Genomic DNA, 19,942 nt, shown 5'->3' with positions numbered 1-19,942 from the left:
TTATTGTTCCGTCATCAGTGGCTACGGCTTACAAACGCTCAGAGACTATCTTACTCATCAGCGCAGTACCAGCGTTAATCCTGCCCGTTTGCGCGCCAGAGTGTTAGGCTCGCTATCGAATGACGAGTATGATAAAGCAAATTATAGGCGATGTCCTTCAATTGACCGTGGCTTGAACACTGTGATGATGACGTTGCGTCGGCCAGGAACATGACTAACCGGGGAGTATATGCAGTATTGGGGTAAAATAATCGGCGTTGCGTTCGCCATCATCATGGGTGCCGGGTTCTGGGGGATCGTACTGGGGCTTATTATCGGCCATATGTTTGATAAGGCTCGCAGCCGCAAAATGGCCTGGTTTGCCAATCAGCGTGAGCGTCAGTCCCTCTTTTTCTCCACCACGTTTGAGGTGATGGGGCACTTAACCAAATCAAAAGGGCGTGTGACGGAAGCCGATATTCAGATAGCCAGCGTCTTTATGGACCGCATGAATCTGCATGGTGACTCCCGTCTCGCGGCACAAAATGCGTTTCGCATCGGCAAAGCGGATAATTATCCGCTGCGCGATAAAATGCGTCAGTTCCGCAGCATCTGCTTCGGCCGTTTTGATTTAATTCGGATGTTTCTGGAGATCCAAATCCAGGCGGCGTTTGCCGATGGTTCACTTCATCCTAATGAACGCGATGTTTTATACGTTATTGCGGAAGAACTGGGCATCTCCCGTATGCAGTTCGACCAGTTCCTGCGCATGATGCAGGGCGGTGCGCAGTTTGGCGGCGGCTATCACCAGCAGTCCTCTGGCGGTGCCTGGCAGCAGGCGCAGCGGGGTCCGACGCTGGAGGATGCCTGTAACGTGCTGGGGGTGAAGCCATCGGACGATGTGACCACCATCAAGCGTGCCTATCGTAAGCTGATGAGTGAGCACCACCCGGACAAACTGGTCGCGAAAGGTTTACCGCCGGAGATGATGGAGATGGCGAAGCAAAAAGCGCAGGAAATTCAGAAAGCGTACGAGTTGATTAAAGAGAAGAAAAGTTTCAAATAAAAAAAGGCCCGACACTGTCGGGCCTTTTTTTCAGAAGTCGACTGGGGCTTTAAACGTCATTGCATTGCCAAAAACCGGATGGGTGATGGTGAGCGTCTGCGCATGCAGCTGCAGGCGTGGCGCCAGCGCCAGTGCATCGGGCGGCGCGTAAAATCTGTCCCCCAGAATCGGGTGCCCCAGCGCAAGCATATGGACACGCAGCTGGTGCGAGCGCCCTGTAATCGGTTTAAGCAGCACGCGCGCAGTGTTATCTGGCGCGTACTCCAGCACTTCATACTCGGTTTGTGCTGCTTTGCCGGTTTCGTAACAGACCTTTTGTTTTGGTCGGTTCGGCCAGTCGCAGATCAGCGGTAAATCCACCAGCCCTTCCGCCGGCTGAGGATGCCCCCAGACACGTGCGACATACTGCTTTTTCGGCTCGCGATCGCGGAACTGGCGTTTCAGCTCGCGTTCCGCCGCTTTATTCAGCGCCACTACAATCACACCGCTGGTGGCCATGTCCAGACGATGGACAGACTCCGCCTGAGGATAATCACGCTGAATACGCGTCATCACACTGTCTTTGTGCTCATCCAGACGCCCTGGCACGGACAACAAGCCGCTGGGCTTGTTGACCACCATAATGTGCTCATCCTGATAAAGCACCACCAGCCAGGGATCCTGAGGTGGATTGTAAGGCTCCATCACCATCTTGCGCTCCGTTTACTGATGCGTCACAACGATAAGACGCAGGGCATCCAGACGCCAGCCTGCCTGATTAAGGCTTTCCAGCACCTGCTGACGGTTGCTCTCGATCGCTGCCAGCTCGTCATCGCGGATGTTTGGGTTTACCGCTTTCAACGCTTCCAGACGGGAGAGTTCCGCGGACAGTTTGTCGTCGGCTTCTTGACGTGCGGCATCAATCAGCGCCCGGGCCGCTTTTTCGATCTGCGTTTCACCCAGCTGCAGAATAGCGTGCACATCCTGCTGTACCGCGTTGACCAGCTTACTGCCGGTATGGCGGTTCACGGCGCTCAGCTGGCGGTTAAAGCTCTCGAATTCAACCTGAGCGGCGAGGTTCGTGCCGTTTTTGTCCAGCAGCAGACGCACAGGCGTTGACGGCAGGAAGCGGTTGAGCTGCAGCTGTTTCGGCGCCTGCGCTTCGACAACGTAAATCAGTTCCAACAGCAGGGTACCCACTGGCAGCGCTTTGTTTTTTAACAACGAGATGGTGCTGCTGCCGGTATCGCCTGAGAGTATCAAATCCAGACCGTTGCGGATCAGCGGGTGCTCCCAGGTGATGAACTGCGCATCTTCGCGCGACAGCGCCACATCACGTTCAAAGGTGATGGTGCATCCATCTTCCGGCAGGCCAGGGAAATCCGGGACCAGCATATGGTCGGACGGGGTCAGGACAATCAAATTCTCGCCACGATCGTCCTGATTTATGCCAACGATGTCGAACAGGTTCATAGAGAAGCTGATCAGGCTGGTGTCATCATCCTGCTCTTCAATGCTTTCAGCGAGCGCCTGGGCTTTTTCACCGCCGTTGGAGTGGATCTCCAGCAGGCGGTCACGGCCCTGTTCCAGCTGTGATTTCAGCGCTTCATGCTTATCACGGCAGGCTTTGATCAGTTCATCAAACCCGTCGGTGTTCTCTGGCGCGGCCAGGTAGCCGATCAGATCGGCGTGCACCTGATCGTAAATCGGGCGGCCGGTCGGGCAGGTATGTTCAAACGCATCCAGACCTTCGTGGAACCAACGCACCAGTACGGACTGGGCGGTTTTTTCCAGGTAAGGAACATGGATCTGAATATCATGCGCCTGGCCAATACGATCCAGACGGCCGATACGCTGTTCCAGCAGATCCGGGTTGAACGGCAAATCGAACATCACCAGGTTGCTGGCAAACTGGAAGTTACGGCCTTCAGACCCGATTTCAGAGCACAGCAGAACCTGGGCACCGCTGTCCTCTTCTGCAAACCATGCCGCGGCACGGTCACGCTCGACGATGGACATCCCTTCGTGGAACACGGCGGCGCGAATACCTTCGCGTTCGCGCAGGACCTGCTCCAGCTGCAGCGCGGTGGCTGCTTTGGCGCAGATCACCAGCACTTTCTGAGAACGGTGCGCGGTCAAATAGCCCATCAGCCACTCAACACGCGGGTCGAAGTTCCACCAGGTGCCGGTATCGCCTTCAAATTCCTGGTAAATCTGTTCCGGGTAGAGCATGTCGCGTGCACGCTCTTCAGCCGTTTTACGCGCGCCCATAATGCCGGAAACTTTAATGGCCGTCTGGTACTGCGTCGGCAGTGGCAATTTGATGGTATGCAGTTCGCGTTTCGGGAAACCTTTCACCCCGTTACGGGTGTTACGGAACAGGACGCGGCTGGTGCCGTGGCGATCCATCAGCATATCGATCAGTTCTTTACGCGCGGAATCCGCGTTGTCACTGTCGCTGTTGGCCGCCTGCAGCAGAGGCTCAATATCCTGCTCGCCAATCAGATCGCTCAGGGTGTTGAGCTCGTCATTCGAAAGATGTTTACCCGCCAGCAGCAGGGCAACGGCATCGGCGACCGGACGGTAGTTATTCTGCTCTTCAACGAACTGCTCAAAGTCATGGAAGCGGTTTGGATCGAGCAGGCGCAAACGGGCGAAGTGGCTCTCCAGACCTAACTGCTCCGGCGTTGCGGTCAGCAGCAGGACGCCTGGTACGCGCTCGGCAAGCTGTTCGATAGCCATGTATTCCCGGCTTGGTGCATCTTCGCTCCAGACCAGATGGTGCGCTTCATCGACCACCATCAGGTCCCATTCGGCGTCGCACAGATGCTCAAGACGTTGCTTGCTGCGGCGTACGAAATCCAGAGAGCAGATCACCAGCTGTTCCGTTTCAAACGGGTTGTCCGCATCGTGCTGGGCTTCTGCATAGCGCTCGTCATCAAACAGAGCGAAACGCAGGTTAAAGCGGCGCAGCATCTCGACCAGCCATTGATGCTGCAGGGTTTCCGGTACCACAATCAGCACGCGCTCGGCTGCGCCGGAAAGCAGCTGTTGATGCAGGATCATGCCCGCTTCAATGGTTTTCCCCAGGCCTACTTCATCTGCCAGCAGAACGCGAGGTGCGTGACGGCGGCCCACGTCATGGGCGATGTTCAGCTGGTGGGGAATAAGGCTGGTACGCTGACCGCGCAGGCCGCTCCACGGCATACGGTACTGTTCACTCTGGAACTTGCGCGCGCGATAGCGCAGGGAGAAGCGATCCATACGGTCGATTTGCCCGGCAAACAGGCGATCCTGCGGCTTACTGAATACCAGTTTGCTGTCGAGCAGCACCTCACGCAGGATGACATTGGCCTCGTCGGTGTCCAGGCGAGTCCCGATGTAGGCGAGCAGTCCATTCTCTTCTTTTACGTCTTCGACCTTTAGCTGCCAGCCGTCGTGGCTGGTCACGGTGTCACCCGGGTTGAACATCACGCGGGTCACAGGGGAATCATTGCGGGCGTACAGGCGGTTTTCACCGGTAGCAGGGAAAAGGAGGGTAACCATTCGTGCATCCACGGCAACCACGGTTCCTAATCCAAGTTCGCTTTCTGTATCGCTGATCCAGCGTTGACCAAGTGTAAAAGGCATATTTGTTCGGCTCTAATCGTAAATTGCAGGCAATAGTTCAACCACCGTCAAAAAAGACAGTCATTGAAAAATGGGTCCGGGAATGGAAAGGGCGCTATGGTACTGGATGGCAGCCATTTCGTCACGTGTCAAAATAGGCCAAGTTGCCCTGTCACTAGTGTAGCAAAGTCGTCGTCGATGAAGGGCAAAATTCCGTCCGCGACCGGCTGAAGCTGACGCGTAAGATAGTGCTCGTAATCCAGAGGCGAGTGCTGGTAATCCACGGGTTCCGGGCCGCTGGTGGTCCAGAGGTATTTGATGGTTCCCCGGTTCTGATACTGCTGGGCACGCCCCCGGCGCATGTTCTCCTCATCTGCCAGGCGCGCGGCGCGGACGTGCGGCGGAACGTTGCGCTGGTATTCCGCCAGCGGGCGGCGCAGGCGCTTGCGGTACACCAGCTGGGCGTCGAGTTCACCGGCCATCAGACTGGCAATTGTTTCACGCACGTAGTCCTGATAAGGCTCGTTGCGAAAGATACGCAGATAAAGCGTTTGCTGAAACTGCTGCGCCAGCGGCGTCCAGTCGGTGCGTACGGTTTCCAGCCCTTTAAAGACCATTCGCTGCTTGTCACCTTCCTGAATAAGACCGGCGTAGCGCTTCTTACTGCCCTGGTCGGTACCGCGAATGGTGGGCATTAAAAAGCGGCTGAAATGGGTTTCAAACTCCAGTTCTAACGCGCTGCTTAACCGCTCTTTTTGCAAACTTTCCTGCCACCAGGCGTTCACAAAAGCCACCAGTGATTTGCCGATTCGCGCGGCATCCTCTTCTGAATGCGCGCCCTTAAGCCAGACAAAGGTGGAATCCGTATCGCCATAAATAACGTCATAACCCTGGGATTCAATCAACGCTTTGGTCTGGCGCATGATGTCGTGCCCGCGCATGGTGATAGATGACGCCAGTCGTGGGTCGAAGAAGCGGCAGGCGCTGGTCCCCAGAACCCCGTAAAACGCGTTCATGATAATTTTCAGCGCCTGAGAAAGGGGCTTGTTGCCATGACGCTTAGCCTCGTCGCGACCGTGCCAGATGTTTCCCACGATTTCCGGTAGACAGTGCTTTTCCCGTGAGAAGCGGGCCCCGAGAAAACCTTCTGTGCTGTGCAAATCGTCAGGCTGCGCCATCCCTTCCACCAGCCCGACGGGATCGATCAGGAAGGTGCGAATAATGGACGGATAGAGGCTTTTGTAGTCCAGCACCAGCACGGAGTCATACAACCCGGGCCGGGAATCCATCACGTAACCGCCCGGGCTTGCCTGCGGCGGTACGTCACCGAGGTTGGGGGCGACATAGCCCGCCCGGTGCATACGCGGGAAATAGAGGTGGCTAAAGGCGGCCACGGAGCCACCGTGCCGGTCAGCGGCGAGGCCGTTCACCGTCGCGCGCTCGAGCAGGAAGGGCATGATCTCCGTTTTGTGGAAAATCTGCGTCACCAGTTCACAATCTTTCAGGTTGTAGGTGGCGAGCGCCGGTTTGTCTTCGTTAAAGCGCCGGTCGATTTCATCCATCCTGTCCCACGGATTGTCGATGGATTTCCCTTCGCCGAGCAGCTCCTGCGCCACCGCTTCCAGAGAGAAAGAGGAAAAATTCCAGAAGGCAGATTTGAGCGCCTCAATGCCGTCGATAATCAGGCGGCCATTGGCCTGCGCAAAAAACACACCGTTTTTAAAACCGTGCTCGCGCCATTCCAGCTCGCTGTTTCCGCGCCCCAGCATCAGGGGGATGCGGTAACGTTCAGCATGTTTTTGCAGCACGCGCAGATCGAACTGCACCACGTTCCAGCCGATCAACACATCGGGATCGCGATCGGCAAACCACTGGTTAAGCTTTTCCAGAAGCTGTGGCCGGCTGTTGACATACTCCAGCCGGAAATCCAGCGCGGATGCGTTGCCATTCGGGGGGCCAAGCATATAAACAACCCGATCCCCGCAGCCTTCAAGGCCGATACAGTACAGCTCACCGTGGCGAGTGGTTTCGATATCCAGCGAGACCCATTTCAACGGCGGCCGGTAGGTAGGGTTGGGTTTGAGACGGGCGTTAATAAGGCTGCCGTTTTGCGCGGTGCCGTCGACCCAGACGGGGGCAGTAATAAACCGCTCCATCAGAAAACGTTCTGGCGGGCGGATATCGGCTTCGTACAGCGTCACGCCAGCGTCGCGCAGCAGTTTTTCATAACGCATCAGCTGGCGATGGGCGCGGCAGTAAAGGCCATGTACGGGCTGACGGTGGAAATCTTTCAGTTCAAGCGGCGTCAGGCGCCAGCCATTTTCACCGCGCAGCAGTTGCTTTACTTTCTCAACATGATCGTTCGGGATAAAAGCCACGGATTCCTGCGGCGGCAGGGTCACATGCAGCGGGCCGTTGTCCGTCGCCAGCCAGAATGCCACCTCGGTGCCCTGAGGAGTATCCCGCCAGTGTCGGGTAAGTAAAAAACCTTCTTGCGCCTGCGCCACGCCGCTATCCCATAAAACAAAACCAGGCTTGATTATAGCCTGGTTGAATATTTTATGCTGGGTATATATACAGTTTACTGCCCGTAATAGGCTTTTGCGCCATGTTTACGCAGGTAGTGTTTATCCAGCAGGGTTGGCTGCATATCCGGAAGCTGCGGTGCCAGCTGGCGGCAGAAGATGCCCATATACGCGACCTCTTCCAGCACAATCGCGTTATGTACCGCATCTTCGGCGTTTTTGCCCCAGGCAAAAGGTCCATGGGAGTGCACCAGCACGCCGGGCATTTGCGCAGCGTCGATACCCTGTTTTTCAAACGTTTCGACGATAACGTTGCCGGTTTCCCACTCATACTCGCCGTTGATCTCTTCATCAGTCATCAAACGGGTGCAGGGAATGGTGCCGTAAAAGTAGTCTGCGTGCGTGGTTCCGGTAGCCGGAATGGACTGGCCGGCCTGCGCCCAGATGGTCGCATGACGCGAATGGGTATGCACAATACCGCCAATGGTCGGGAAGGCCTGGTAGAGCAGGCGATGCGTTGGCGTGTCGGAGGAGGGTTTTTTCTTTCCTTCCACCACTTCGCCCGTGGCGATGCTGACGACAACCATATCTTCTGCGGTCATTACCGTGTAATCCACCCCTGACGGCTTTATCACGAAGACGCCGTGCTCGCGGTCAACGGCGCTGACGTTGCCCCAGGTCAGCGTCACCAGATTGTGTTTGGGCAGCGCCAGGTTGGCTTCCAGTACCTGACGTTTGAGATCTTCTAACATGCAATCCTCCAGGAAAAGAGGCCCGCCCTGCGGCAGGCCAAAGGTTCCCCTGTTAACGTTTTGAACCGTAATAGACTTCGTTCCAGCGCAGCGCGTCTTTGAACGCGGGCAGGCGGGTATCGTTATCAATGACGGTCAGTTCGATGTCGTGCAGTTCGGCGAACTGACGCATGTCGTTCAGATCCAGCGCGTGGCTGAAGACGGTGTGGTGCGCGCCACCGGCCAGGATCCAGGCTTCCGAGGCGGTTGGCAGGTCAGGCTGCGCTTTCCACAGGGCGTTGGCGACCGGCAGTTTTGGCAGAGAATGCGGGGTTTCAACCGCATCCACACAGTTCACCAGCAGGCGGAAACGGTCGCCCAGGTCAATCAGGCTGGCGTTGATGGCAGGACCGGTACGGGTGTTGAAGATCAGACGTGCCGGGTCGGCTTTTCCGCCAATGCCAAGGTACTGCACGTCGAGGATCGGTTTCTCTTCAACGGCAATGGAAGGACACACTTCCAGCATATGCGAGCCCAGTACCAGGTCGTTGCCGTTTTCGAAGTGGTAGGTGTAGTCCTCCATAAAGGAGGTGCCGCCCTGCAGACCGGTTGACATCACTTTCATAATGCGAAGCAGAGCGGCAGTTTTCCAGTCGCCTTCGCCGGCAAAGCCGTAGCCCTGCTGCATCAGACGTTGTACCGCCAGGCCGGGCAGTTGTTTCAGACCGTGGAGGTCTTCAAAGGTGGTGGTAAAAGCATGGAAGCCACCCTGTTCCAGGAAGCGTTTCATGCCCAGTTCGATACGTGCTGCATCCAGCACGTTCTGGCGTTTGTCACCGTGAATTTGTGCCGCAGGGGTTAGACGGTAGCTGCTTTCGTATTCGTCGACCAGCGCGCTTACGTCGCCATCGCTGATTTCATTCACCACCTGCACCAGGTCGCCCACGGCCCAGGTATTCACCGAGAAACCAAATTTAATCTGTGCGGCAACTTTATCGCCGTCGGTGACCGCCACTTCACGCATGTTGTCGCCGAAACGCACCACTTTCAGGTGGCGAGTATCTTGTCGGGACACCGCCTGGCGCATCCAGGAGCCGATACGTTTTTGCGCATGCTGATCCTGCCAGTGGCCGGTGACGACCGCATGCTGCTGGCGCATACGTGCGCCGATAAAGCCGAACTCGCGGCCGCCGTGCGCGGTCTGGTTCAGGTTCATAAAGTCCATATCAATGCTGTCCCACGGCAGGGACGCGTTGAACTGGGTATGGAACTGCATCAGTGGTTTATTGAGGATGGCCAGACCGTTGATCCACATTTTGGCCGGTGAGAAGGTGTGCAGCCACACCACCATGCCGGCGCATTTATCGTCGTAGTTCGCGTCGCGGCAGATGTTCGTGATCTCATCCGGGGTCGTGCCGAGCGGTTTGAGCACCAGTTTGCACGGCAGTTTAGCCTCTGCATTGAGCGCGTTGACCACGTGCTCAGCATGTTTCGTCACCTGTTGCAGCGCTTCCGGCCCGTACAGATGTTGGCTGCCAATGACAAACCACACTTCATAATTATTAAAAATGGTCATTATTGTGTCCTTAATGTGTCAGGGTTGCCGTAGTGTCCGCGGTGTGTTTGGCCGGGGCGGCGACAGGGAGATAGTGAAGTTCGGCGCTTTTTGCCCATTGCTGATAGCGCTGATAAAGCTGTTCAAAACGCTGCGCCTGCTGAGCACGCGGCTGGAGGGTATTTTCGACAGCGCTCGCCATGTGCTGCTGCGCGGTCGGGATATCGGCATGAACGCCTGCCGCAACGGCCGCGAAGATCGCTGCACCGAGGGCACAGCACTGATCGGAGGCGACAATCTGCAGCGGACGGTTCAGCACGTCACAACAGGCCTGCATGATTACCGGGTTTTTACGGGCGATGCCGCCCAGTGCCATCACGTTGTTGACGTCGATGCCCTGCTCGGTGAAGCACTCCATAATGGCGCGCGCCCCAAAGGCAGTTGCGGCAATCAGGCCGCCAAACAGCGCTGGCGCGTCGGTGGCGAGGTTAAGATCGGTGATCACCCCTTTCAGGCGCTGGTTGGCAAATGGCGTACGGCGTCCGTTGAACCAGTCGAGCACCACCGGCAGGTGATCGAGAGAAGGATTCTTTGCCCACGCGGCGGTGAGCTGCGGCAAAAGCTGCTTTTTACTTTCGGCAATCTGGGTCTTCAGCTCAGGATGTGCCGCCGCCAGCTGATCCAGCGGCCAGCCCAGCACGCGGCCAAACCAGGCGTAGATATCGCCAAAGGCGGACTGACCCGCTTCCAGACCGATAAACTCCGGTACGACGCTGCCGTCAACCTGGCCGCAGATGCCTTTTACCGCCCGATCGCCTACGCTGGCTTTATCCGCGGTAAGAATGTCGCAGGTGGAGGTGCCGATTACCTTCACCAGCGTGTTTGGCTGGGCACCAGCGCCCACCGCGCCCATGTGGCAGTCAAACGCCCCGCCGGAGATGGCCACGTTTTGCGGCAGACCCAGGCGCGTCGCCCACTCTTCACAAAGCGTACCCACCGGAATATCGGCGGTGAAGGTGTCGGTGAACAGCGGGTATTGCAGACTCGTGTTGATGACGGGATCGAGTTCATCGAAGAACGCCGCCGGTGGCAGGCCACCCCAGCTTTCATGCCACAGGGATTTGTGTCCGGCGCTGCAGCGTCCGCGGCGGATATCCTGCGGACGCGTGGTACCGGAGAGCAGGGCTGGTACCCAGTCGCACAGTTCAATCCAGGATACCGCGGCCTGCGCAACGGATGCGTCCGCGCGGGTTACGTGGAGGATCTTGGCCCAGAACCATTCACTGGAGTAAATACCGCCGATGTAGCGCGAGTAGTCCGTTTTACCGGGCTGGTGACACAAGCGGGTAATGGCCTCGGCCTCTTCAACGGCGGTGTGATCTTTCCACAGCACGAACATGGCGTTCGGGTTATCAGCAAACTCCGGACGCAGCGCCAGAACATGGCCTTCGGCATCCACAGGGGCAGGCGTTGAGCCGGTACTGTCGACGCCAATCCCGACGATCTCTGCCCGCTGGGCGTCGGTCAGTTCAGCCAGCACGGTTTTGATTGCCGCTTCCATCGACTCAATGTAGTCACGTGGATGGTGACGGAACTGGTTATTTGGCGCATCGCAGTAGCGCCCCTCTTGCCAGCGCGGGTACCACTCAACGCTGGTTGCTATTTCCTGGCCGCTTGTACAGTCCACTGCCAGAGCGCGAACCGAGTCGCTGCCAAAATCGAGGCCAATCGCAATTGCCATGGTGTTGCTCCATCAAAAAACAGGTATGAGAGAACATTAGAGACTGGAGGCGAAAATCGTCAGGCAGGATCCGCTAATCTTATGGACTAAATTGCTGTTGCAATAGAAAGTGTGACGCCGTGCAAATAATCAATGTGGACATTTCTGCCGCACTTATAGACACTTTTGTTACTGCTGATCTGCCCCCGTGGGCGGATAAATCAGGGGGAAAGGCTGAAACATGGCGGACGTAAAAGAGGCGTGATGCTTTTTGGATCTTTTCGCGGGCCATTTTTATACTGCTTTTATCGATATGGACAATTGGTTTCCTTCAGGACCCTTGGGAGAACTGAATCTATGGCCGAAACGCAAAACGATCCCTTATTACCGGGCTACTCGTTTAATGCTCACCTGGTGGCGGGGCTGACCCCTATTGAGGCTGAGGGATATCTCGATTTTTACGTCGACCGACCGCTCGGGATGAAAGGGTATATTCTGAACCTGACGGTGCGTGGGGAAGGGATTATCAAAAATAACGATCAGCAGTTTGTCTGCCGTCCGGGCGATATGCTGCTGTTTCCGCCGGGAGAGATCCACCACTACGGGCGTCACCCGGAGGCCAAAGAGTGGTATCACCAGTGGGTCTACTTCCGCCCGCGCGCCTACTGGCAGGAGTGGCTCTCGTGGCCGGCTATTTTTGCGCACACCGGTTTTTATCGCCCGGACGAGGTTCATCTGGCTCAGTTCCGCGAACTCTTTGCCCAAATTATTGAAGCGGGGCAGGCGGGTGGCCGGTATGCCGAACTGCTGGCGATTAACCTGCTTGAACAGGTGCTGTTGCGCCGGATGGAGGCGATAAACGCGTCACTTAATCCTCCGCTGGACAACCGCGTGCGCGACGCCTGCCAGTACATCAGCGACCATCTGGCCGACAGCCAGTTCGATATCGCCAGCGTCGCCCAGCATGTGTGTCTCTCACCGTCGCGGCTGTCACATCTGTTCCGTCAGCAGCTGGGCGTTAGCGTCCTGAGCTGGCGTGAGGACCAGCGTATCAGCCAGGCGAAGCTCCTGCTCAGCACCACCCGCATGCCCATTGCCACCGTGGGGCGCAATGTGGGCTTTGAAGACCAGCTCTATTTCTCCCGGGTATTTAAAAAATGCACCGGTGCCAGCCCCAGTGAATTCCGGGCAGGATGTGAATAAACGGTAAAAAAAGATAAACAAGCAGGTGAAGTGTGGAAGCAACCTGTAAACTATTCAGACAATTGTTGTCTTGACGCGGTGCAGGGCGCTAAGCAGAATCCCTGATTCGTTTTCTGACCGGAATAGTTATGCAGGCATTGCTGGAACATTTTATCACCCAGTCCGTTATGTATTCGCTTATCGCCGTTGCGCTGGTGGCGTTTCTGGAATCGCTTGCACTTGTTGGGTTGATCCTCCCCGGCACGGTGATGATGGCGGGGCTGGGCGCGTTGATTGGCAGCGGTGAAGTGAATTTCTGGCAGGCGTGGATGGCGGGGATTATTGGCTGTTTACTTGGCGACTGGATCTCCTTCTGGCTGGGCTGGCGCTTTAAGAAACCGCTGCACCGCTGGTCGTTCATGAAAAAGAACAAAGCCTTGCTGGATAAAACCGAACACGCGCTGCATCAGCACAGCATGTTCACGATCCTCGTCGGTCGCTTTGTTGGACCAACGCGTCCGCTGGTGCCGATGGTCGCGGGGATGCTGGATCTGCCTGTTGCGAAATTCGTGGTGCCGAACATCATCGGCTGTGTTTTCTGGCCGCCGTTCTACTTTCTGCCGGGGATCCTGGCAGGGGCCACCGTTGATATTCCTGACGGAATGCAAAGTGGCGAGTTTAAGTGGTTGTTGCTGGCTACGGCCCTGCTGTTGTGGATCGCTGCCTGGCTGTGCTGGCGACTGTGGCGCAGCGCGAAAGCGAATGTTGATCGCCTGACGCGTTATCTGCCACGCTCGCGCCTGTTGTGGCTCGCGCCGTTAATGCTGGGGGTTGCCGTGGTGGCGCTGGTCGCCCTGATTCGCCACCCGCTGATGCCGGTGTACGGTGAAATTCTCTTGAAGGTGGTGAGCCGTTAATCTGTTTCCCTCTCCCGTGGGAGAGGGTCAGCCCGCACTGATGCCCAACAATGAAGACGCCCCTGCGTGACCACTGAGCAGTTCCTCTGTGCCGCCATCCCAGGCAATTCTCCCTTCTGCAATGACCACCGATCGTGGCGCAATCCGCGCGGCATCCTCGATGCTGTGCGAAACCATCAGCATTGTCAGTTGCTGACGCTGGCACACGTCCTGCACCAGGGTAAGCATCTCCTGGCGCAAGGCAGGATCGAGTGCAGAGAAGGGCTCATCCAGAAGCAGTATGGGCTGCTCGCGCACCAGGCAGCGTGCCAGCGCTACCCGCTGACGCTGCCCGCCGGAGAGGGCTTCGGGGAGGCGGTCAATAAACGCGGTAATGCCCATCTGAGCGGCAATCAGCTCCAGCTTCTGGCGCTGACCGTCGTTGAGTTTCAGGCCAGGATCCATACCCAGGGCGATGTTTTGCCGCACCGTCAGATGCATGAACAGATTATTTTCCTGGAACAGCATCGACACCGGACGTCGGGCGGGTGGCGTGCGCGTATGGTCGCGGTTTTCAATCACTATCGACCCGCTCGCCGGTTGCAGAAAACCGGCAATCAGATTGAGCAAAGTACTCTTTCCGGCCCCGCTCGGACCCAGAACCGCAATCATCTCTCCCTGACGAACCGAAAGGGAGAAGCGCATTGGCAGATGCTGGTAGAGCCAGGTTACATCAGTCAGTTTTAACATTACGCCCCGGAAGTTTTTCGATAACGGTAAATAAGGCAAAGCAGAGCACCAGTAACAGCAGCGCCGTGACGGCTCCCTCCTGGCTACGATAGGAGCCAATTTGCTGGTACAGCCAGTACGGCAGGGTGCGGAAATCTTCATTACCGAAGAGCGCCACGACACCAAAATCACCAATTGAGAGCACACAGGCGAAGGCCAGAGCCTGGGCCAGCGGGCGTTTCAGCGCACGCAGTTCGATAATCTTTAGCCGCTGCCAGCCCTGCAGACCGAGCGAATGGCACAGCAGCGCGTAGCGGCTGTTGATGTCTCGCATCGGATTTTCCAGCACCTTCAGCGCGTAGGGGATCGCCATTAGGGCATTGGTGAAAATCACGATGCCGTCGGCGTTTTCCGGCAGGCCAATGGTGCTGTTGAACAGTAAAAAGAACCCCGTCGCCAGTACAATGCCGGGCATCGCCAGGATCAGCATGCCTGTCAGCTCCAGGGCATGCCCGGCTTTACGGGCCTGACGCGCGTAAAGCTCGCGGCTGCTCCATAAAAGCATCATGGTCAGAATGACACACAGCAGCCCGGCGGCCAGCGCGATCCGTAACGAGGTCCACGTTGCCTGCCAGAGAACGGGCTGCTGCAACACGGTAACGAGATTCAGGTTCAGGCCATCGACGATGACGGCCATCAGCGGCGGAAGCAGAAGCAGCAGCGCCAGCGTGATAAGCAGCAGGTCAGCGATCCGGCTATGCATGCTGTCCTGCGGGTCGCGCCAGCCGGTTATCTGATTACTGCCCGGCGGGATGGCTTTGCTCAGACGCTGGCTCAGCAGCACAAGGCACAGGCAGCAAACCATCTGCACCATCGCCAGCAGCGCGGCGCGGCCGGGGTCATAGTCGTAACTGAGCGCCTGGTAAATTGCCAGTTCGATGGTGGTGGCCTGCGGGCCGCCGCCGAGTGAAAGCACGGTGGCAAAACTGGCGAAACAGAGCATAAAGATCAGAGCCGCAACCGGCGGGATCTGACGACGCAGCCACGGCCATTCGACCAGGCGGAAGAAGGATACGCCGCGCATGCCCAACTGGGCGGCAAGCTGGCGCTGTTCACCGGGGATGTTTTCCAGTGCCTGTAAAAAGAGTCTGGTCGCCATCGGCATATTGAAAAAGATGTGCGCCAGCAGAATGCCCTTCAGTCCGTAGGGCGAGAAGCGCCACTCCAGACCCAGCAGGCTGAAAAGTGAAGCCAGCCACCCCTGACGGCCATAGACGCTCAGGATGCCAAACACGGCCACCAGGACCGGCAGGATCAGCGTCATGGCGCACAGGCGCAGCAGGGCCTGCCTGCCGGGGAAACGGCGGCGATAAAGCGCGCGTGCCAGGAAAATGGCGGGGATAACCGACAGCAGCGCAGAGAGAAAGGCCTGCCAGAAAGAGAAACGGATAACGTGCCAGAGATAACTGTCGTGCCAGAGCGCGAACAGGTCGCTCTCTGGCGCGTTAAACCACAAGGCAAGGAATGCGCCCAGACTGACCGCCACCATCAATACGGCGGCGAGCAGCCCAGGAATTAACCAGCCGGGAATTAACGGCTGACGGCGCGTTGCCATTCACTTACCCATGCTGCTCGCTGCGCGGCAACCTGCTGAGGCGTAAACTCCAGCGAGGTTTGCGGTTTGGTCAGTTTCTCAAAGCCCGCTGGCAACGCCACGCTGGTCACGGGGTACATCCAGTTACCCGCTGGAATCGCGTTCTGGAATGCCGGGGAGACCATAAATTTCAGGAACTTCTCGGCCAGTTCGGGCTGTTTGCTGGATGCCGTGCGGGCTGCCACTTCGACCTGCAGATAGTGCCCTTCAGCAAAACTGGCGGCGGCGTAATTGTCTTTCTTCTCGGCGATGATGTGGTAAGCCGGGGAGGTGGTGTAGCTCAGAACCAGATCACTTTCCCCTTTCAGGAACAGACCGTAGGCTTCGCTCCAGCCTTTTGTCACGGTGACGGTTTTGGCGGCCAGCTTCTGCCACGCTTGCGGAGCGTCATCGCCGTAGACTTTCTGCATCCACAGCAGCAGCCCCAGGCCTGGCGTACTGGTGCGAGGATCTTCATAAATAACGCGCCATTTCTGCTCGCTTTCGACCAGTTCCTTCAGGCTTTTCGGCGGGTTTTTAAGCTTGTTTTTGTCGTAAACAAACGCGAAGTAACCGTAATCGAACGGCACAAAGGTGTCGTTCTGCCAGCCGCCCGGGACGCTGACGGCATCGGTGGCGACGCCGCTTTTGGCAAACAGTCTGGTTTTCGAGGCGGCCTCCAGCAGGTTGTTATCCAGCCCAAGCACCACATCGGCTTTACTGTTTTTGCCTTCCATGCGCAGGCGGTTAAGCAGAGAGACGCCATCTTCTAGCGCCACGAACTTCAGTTCGCACTGACAGTCAGCTTCAAAGGCTTTTTTCACCACCGGACCCGGACCCCAGTCGGCTGAGAAGGAGTCGTAGGTGTAGACCGTCAGGACGGGCTTCGCGACGGCAGGCAGCGCAAACAGCGCCAGAAGGGGGAGAACTTTTTTTAACACTTTGCACCTCAAGGTTGAGTGGCAAAGGATTTTGAGTGACAGCCTCAAATCCCTTCGCCGGCGTTATCCGGATCAGGTTCGACGGGTATTATCTCAGCGCACATCAGTGATGCAGCACCCCGTTGAGAACGGCGCTATTGTAATGATTTGGCAAATATTACGAAAGTGTTATGGCTCCGGCGGGGAAAACCAGGCGGATTTAAAATCAAACCAGCCCAGCGTATTCATTCTGACACCGCGCATACTACGCTGCCCCTGGATCATCAGCCAGTGATGGATCAACGGCACGATCGCTTGTTCAGCCAGCAACTGCTGGCACCATGAGGCCAGATTCATGTCGCCGGCGCGCCAGAGGGCCGCGTCCTGCTGCCAGTCCCGGTCTATGCAGTGCTGGATAAGCGGGACCTCATACAGGTGAGAGAAGAGCGAGAAATCAAGCGGCAGGGTAAAGTTGGCGCTGTTGAGCCAGATGTCGCTGACGATCTCCCCCTGATGCCATTCATCGTAATCCACCTCTTTGACATCCAGCCTCACCCCAACGGCGGCCAGCAGTCGGGTCATGATTCTGGCGATAAAGCGGTGTTCAACGTGCTCGCGATAGTAGGTCAGGGTGATGGACTCCAGCCCGGCGGGCTTGTCGCAGTATGTCGGACGGGCGTGATGCCAGCGAGGAAGCAGACCATACGCCGGGAACCAGTAGGTTTGGTACTGCTCCTCCGCATGATAAATCAGGCTGGAGGGCGACAACACGTGGCTTATCCATTTGCGCACCTCATGGTTTGCCCCGCGATGGGTACGGCTGTCGAACAGCAGGTAGTAGCACCCTTCTTCGAGCCGGCTCTCCACGGCCTTTTCGCCCGTGGTGGGCCCTTCCAGCGTCAGCCCGGCGCTCAGCTCTTCATTGAGATCCGGTAATACCCACACGTTCACTTCATCGATCAGCGCCCGGTAGCCAAAATAGTCATCAAAAGCGCGGATTTTCAGCTGGTTGTTGTTATTGCGCGATACAGAGTAGGGGCCGGTGCCAATCGGCAGGCTGGCAAAATTATTCATCGATTCCCATTCACCGGGCAAAATCATCGACGGTACATAGCCCAGCAGCCACGGAAGCCATTTGTCCGGCTGAGACAGTTCAACATCCAGTGTCCATGCCGTAGGGGAGTGAACGCGTGAAATATGGGAATAGAGCGGGAGCGTGCAGGCGCGCTCTAAAGAGGCAATCACATCGACCATCTCCAGCTCGCGGCCGTGGTGGAAATGAATACCAGGACGTAGAAAGAAGCGCCAGTGAAGAGGAGAAAGTTGCTGCCAGTGGTGCGCAATATCCGCTTCCAGTTCCCCATTTTCCTCATTTATGCGCGTCAGGCCGCTGAATATTTGTCGGGCCATATGGGTTTCAGAGCGGCGTAACGCCGTGCCGGGTAACAGGTTTTTCATTGGTCGATAGTAGAGCACCCGCAGAATGTGGCGACCCTGACGAAAGCTGCGCCCGAGATGCGACACCAGCATCTGGCGTACTGCCGCTTTGTCCCCCACCAGCTGCACCAGCTGGTCGATGCGGTCCTGTTCCAGCAGGTCTTCCGCCCGCTGCTGCTGCAACGCCAGCCCGGTATACAGGAAGGTCAGGCGCGAGCGTTTTCCGCGACCCGCCTCGGCCTCCCAGTTGAGCCAGCCCTGCTGCTGCATGGTATTAAGCAGCGTGCGCATGTGCCGGCGCGAACAGCTGAGCAGGTCCGCCAGCTCGTTCAGCGTGGTCTCCTGCGATCGCCCCTCGCAGCATTGCCAGAGGCGGATAAATTGTTGTTGCAGACGACCAGAGGGCATAAAAGGGGAACTCCTGACAAAAAATCAGCAATTTATTAATCCCTATATTAGGCCAATAATTCTTCCCGATGAAGTGAGGAGGTAAATTATGAAGAGGTCTACCGCACGTCAGTTTTATCAGCGTTATTTTTCAGCGACGCAGGGAGCGTCCTGGCTGGCCCGCCAGTGTGCAGAGCAACGGTTGAAAATCCTGGAAGATCTGATGCAGTGGGACGTTACGAAACCGACCTCTTCTTGCTAACTCGCCTCGATCATGTGTGACTGAGTATTGGTGCTTATCACCCGCCAGCAAAATGTTTTTGCTGGCTTTTTTCGTTTACTATTCACCCATTTTCGATTCGCTTTCACAAGGACTTGCGCATGCTCTGGTTGATGACGATGGGGCGACGCCTGAACGGCGTGTATGCCGCTTTTATGCTGGTGGCCTTTATGATGGGCGTGGCGGGGGCATTGCAGGCTCCGACGCTGAGTCTGTTTCTCAGCCGTGAGGTGGGGGCGCAGCCGTTTTGGGTGGGGCTGTTTTATACCGTGAACGCCATCGCCGGGATCCTGGTCAGTCTGGCACTGGCAAAACGATCGGACAATCGGGGCGATCGTCGCAAACTGATCCTCTTTTGCTGCGCCATGGCCGTGGGTAACGCGCTGCTGTTTGCCTTCAATCGCCATTACCTGACGCTGATTACCTGCGGCGTGCTTCTGGCCTCGCTCGCCAATACCGCCATGCCGCAGCTGTTCGCGCTGGCCCGTGAATACGCGGATAACTCGGCGCGGGAAGTGGTGATGTTCAGCTCGGTCATGCGTGCGCAGCTCTCTCTGGCCTGGGTGATCGGCCCGCCGCTGGCGTTTATGCTGGCGCTGAACTATGGCTTTACCACCATGTTTTCCATCGCTGCCGGCATTTTTGTCATCAGCCTGATACTGATTGCCTTTGCGCTACCCTCAGTGGCGCGAGTGGAGCTGACGACGGATAAACCCATCACCCAGGTGAGCGGCTGGCAGGATAAAAACGTCCGCATGCTGTTTATCGCGTCCATGCTGATGTGGACCTGCAACACCATGTACATCATTGATATGCCGCTGTGGATCAGCAGCGATCTGGGGTTGCCGGACAAGCTGGCAGGGATCCTGATGGGGACGGCTGCCGGCCTGGAAATTCCGGCGATGATCCTGGCGGGTTATTACGTTAAGCGTTTTGGAAAGCGCCGCATGATGATCGTCGCCGTGGCGGCGGGAGTGCTTTTTTATCTGGGGCTGATCGTCTTCCATTCGCGCGAAGCACTGCTTGCGTTGCAGCTGTTTAACGCCGTGTTTATTGGCATCGTGGCCGGGATTGGGATGCTCTGGTTCCAGGACTTAATGCCGGGACGGGCAGGCTCTGCCACTACGCTCTTTACCAACAGCATTTCAACGGGCGTTATTCTGGCAGGGGTGATTCAGGGGGCGTTGTCGCAAACCTACGGCCACGCGTCAGTGTACTGGATGATTGCGGCCATTTCCGTGGTGACGCTGGTGCTAACCTGCCGGGTAAAAGATGTGTGATTCTGAAAGGCGGCTTCACGCAATAAAACGATTT

At 57.0% G+C, this 19,942-nt stretch carries 15 protein-coding genes and 1 riboswitch; of the genes, 5 read left to right on the top strand and 10 right to left on the bottom strand.

Annotated features, from left to right (window positions below; all coding sequences use genetic code 11):
• Positions 1 to 229: 229 nt before the first annotated feature.
• Positions 230 to 1,045 (top strand): co-chaperone DjlA, encoded by an 816-nt coding sequence (djlA, locus tag AM410_RS03395; RefSeq protein ID WP_014168599.1) that lies wholly within the window; start codon positions 230 to 232, stop codon positions 1,043 to 1,045.
• Positions 1,046 to 1,075: 30 nt separating this feature from the next.
• On the opposite strand, the gene rluA is transcribed toward djlA, so the two are convergent.
• The 6 genes from rluA to araB form a co-directional block, all read right to left on the bottom strand.
• Positions 1,076 to 1,735 (bottom strand): bifunctional tRNA pseudouridine(32) synthase/23S rRNA pseudouridine(746) synthase RluA, encoded by a 660-nt coding sequence (gene rluA / locus AM410_RS03390; protein ID WP_014168600.1) that lies wholly within the window; start codon positions 1,733 to 1,735, stop codon positions 1,076 to 1,078.
• Between the two features lie 12 nt (positions 1,736 to 1,747).
• On the bottom strand, positions 1,748 to 4,654 hold the full coding sequence (gene rapA, locus AM410_RS03385; protein WP_040018606.1) for an RNA polymerase-associated protein RapA: 2,907 nt from the start codon (positions 4,652 to 4,654) through the stop codon (positions 1,748 to 1,750).
• A 128-nt stretch (positions 4,655 to 4,782) separates the two neighbouring features.
• Complete coding sequence (polB, locus tag AM410_RS03380) at positions 4,783 to 7,140, bottom strand: DNA polymerase II (protein ID WP_073397163.1); 2,358 nt, start codon at positions 7,138 to 7,140, stop codon at positions 4,783 to 4,785.
• Positions 7,141 to 7,214: 74 nt separating this feature from the next.
• Positions 7,215 to 7,910: an L-ribulose-5-phosphate 4-epimerase gene (araD, locus tag AM410_RS03375; protein ID WP_032679615.1), complete on the bottom strand. Its 696-nt coding sequence runs from the start codon at positions 7,908 to 7,910 to the stop codon at positions 7,215 to 7,217.
• A 52-nt stretch (positions 7,911 to 7,962) separates the two neighbouring features.
• Entirely contained in the window at positions 7,963 to 9,465 is a 1,503-nt protein-coding gene (gene araA / locus AM410_RS03370) for an L-arabinose isomerase (protein WP_014168604.1), read from the bottom strand.
• A 10-nt stretch (positions 9,466 to 9,475) separates the two neighbouring features.
• Positions 9,476 to 11,185, bottom strand: coding sequence for a ribulokinase (araB, locus tag AM410_RS03365; RefSeq protein ID WP_047356973.1), 1,710 nt, complete (start codon positions 11,183 to 11,185; stop codon positions 9,476 to 9,478).
• Positions 11,186 to 11,521: 336 nt separating this feature from the next.
• Here araB and araC point away from each other — a divergent pair, with 336 nt between their 5' ends.
• Entirely contained in the window at positions 11,522 to 12,367 is an 846-nt protein-coding gene (gene araC / locus AM410_RS03360) for an arabinose operon transcriptional regulator AraC (RefSeq protein ID WP_025205437.1), read from the top strand.
• A 128-nt stretch (positions 12,368 to 12,495) separates the two neighbouring features.
• Complete coding sequence (locus tag AM410_RS03355; RefSeq protein ID WP_014168607.1) at positions 12,496 to 13,263, top strand: DedA family protein; 768 nt, start codon at positions 12,496 to 12,498, stop codon at positions 13,261 to 13,263.
• A gap of 27 nt (positions 13,264 to 13,290) precedes the next feature.
• Here the strand turns inward: AM410_RS03355 and thiQ are convergent, their stop codons facing one another.
• The 4 genes from thiQ to sgrR form a co-directional block, all read right to left on the bottom strand.
• Positions 13,291 to 13,992 carry a thiamine ABC transporter ATP-binding protein ThiQ gene (gene thiQ, locus AM410_RS03350; protein ID WP_020882567.1) on the bottom strand — a complete coding sequence of 234 codons (702 nt, stop codon included), beginning with the start codon at positions 13,990 to 13,992 and terminating at the stop codon, positions 13,291 to 13,293.
• Positions 13,976 to 15,586 carry a thiamine/thiamine pyrophosphate ABC transporter permease ThiP gene (gene thiP, locus AM410_RS03345; RefSeq protein ID WP_073397165.1) on the bottom strand — a complete coding sequence of 537 codons (1,611 nt, stop codon included), beginning with the start codon at positions 15,584 to 15,586 and terminating at the stop codon, positions 13,976 to 13,978. The genes thiQ and thiP overlap by 17 nt, the downstream gene beginning before the upstream one ends.
• Positions 15,562 to 16,545: a thiamine ABC transporter substrate binding subunit gene (gene thiB, locus AM410_RS03340; RefSeq protein ID WP_063925655.1), complete on the bottom strand. Its 984-nt coding sequence runs from the start codon at positions 16,543 to 16,545 to the stop codon at positions 15,562 to 15,564. Before thiB ends, thiP begins: the two co-directional genes overlap by 25 nt.
• Before the next feature lie 31 nt (positions 16,546 to 16,576).
• Positions 16,577 to 16,677, bottom strand: a riboswitch (TPP riboswitch).
• A gap of 36 nt (positions 16,678 to 16,713) precedes the next feature.
• Positions 16,714 to 18,369 carry an HTH-type transcriptional regulator SgrR gene (gene sgrR, locus AM410_RS03335; protein ID WP_047743405.1) on the bottom strand — a complete coding sequence of 552 codons (1,656 nt, stop codon included), beginning with the start codon at positions 18,367 to 18,369 and terminating at the stop codon, positions 16,714 to 16,716.
• An 88-nt stretch (positions 18,370 to 18,457) separates the two neighbouring features.
• Here sgrR and sgrT point away from each other — a divergent pair, with 88 nt between their 5' ends.
• Entirely contained in the window at positions 18,458 to 18,610 is a 153-nt protein-coding gene (gene sgrT, locus AM410_RS03330; protein ID WP_014168612.1) for a glucose uptake inhibitor SgrT, read from the top strand.
• 119 nt (positions 18,611 to 18,729) lie between these two features.
• The gene (locus AM410_RS03325) at positions 18,730 to 19,908 is read left to right on the top strand and encodes a sugar efflux transporter (RefSeq protein ID WP_032679619.1); all 1,179 of its coding nucleotides are present in this window, start codon (positions 18,730 to 18,732) and stop codon (positions 19,906 to 19,908) included.
• Positions 19,909 to 19,942: the final 34 nt, after the last annotated feature.

It is taken from the genome of Enterobacter cloacae complex sp. FDA-CDC-AR_0164, from assembly GCF_003071645.1.
Taxonomy (GTDB): domain Bacteria; phylum Pseudomonadota; class Gammaproteobacteria; order Enterobacterales; family Enterobacteriaceae; genus Enterobacter; species Enterobacter ludwigii.
Note: the sequence above shows the minus strand (reverse complement) of the source record. Positions and strands in the feature narration are given on the sequence as shown.

Excerpts from the sequence above, each read along its gene's own strand:
- rapA (WP_040018606.1), bottom strand. The coding sequence starts at position 4,654 with ATGCCTTTTACACTTGGTCAACGCTGGATCAGCGATACAGAAAGCGAA.
- AM410_RS03325 (WP_032679619.1), top strand. The coding sequence starts at position 18,730 with ATGCTCTGGTTGATGACGATGGGGCGACGCCTGAACGGCGTGTATGCC.
- rluA (WP_014168600.1), bottom strand. The coding sequence starts at position 1,735 with ATGGTGATGGAGCCTTACAATCCACCTCAGGATCCCTGGCTGGTGGTG.
- sgrR (WP_047743405.1), bottom strand. The coding sequence starts at position 18,369 with ATGCCCTCTGGTCGTCTGCAACAACAATTTATCCGCCTCTGGCAATGC.
- araA (WP_014168604.1), bottom strand. The coding sequence starts at position 9,465 with ATGACCATTTTTAATAATTATGAAGTGTGGTTTGTCATTGGCAGCCAA.
- djlA (WP_014168599.1), top strand. The coding sequence starts at position 230 with ATGCAGTATTGGGGTAAAATAATCGGCGTTGCGTTCGCCATCATCATG.
- thiP (WP_073397165.1), bottom strand. The coding sequence starts at position 15,586 with ATGGCAACGCGCCGTCAGCCGTTAATTCCCGGCTGGTTAATTCCTGGG.
- sgrT (WP_014168612.1), top strand. The coding sequence starts at position 18,458 with ATGAAGAGGTCTACCGCACGTCAGTTTTATCAGCGTTATTTTTCAGCG.
- AM410_RS03355 (WP_014168607.1), top strand. The coding sequence starts at position 12,496 with ATGCAGGCATTGCTGGAACATTTTATCACCCAGTCCGTTATGTATTCG.
- araB (WP_047356973.1), bottom strand. The coding sequence starts at position 11,185 with ATGGCAATTGCGATTGGCCTCGATTTTGGCAGCGACTCGGTTCGCGCT.
- araC (WP_025205437.1), top strand. The coding sequence starts at position 11,522 with ATGGCCGAAACGCAAAACGATCCCTTATTACCGGGCTACTCGTTTAAT.
- araD (WP_032679615.1), bottom strand. The coding sequence starts at position 7,910 with ATGTTAGAAGATCTCAAACGTCAGGTACTGGAAGCCAACCTGGCGCTG.
- thiQ (WP_020882567.1), bottom strand. The coding sequence starts at position 13,992 with ATGTTAAAACTGACTGATGTAACCTGGCTCTACCAGCATCTGCCAATG.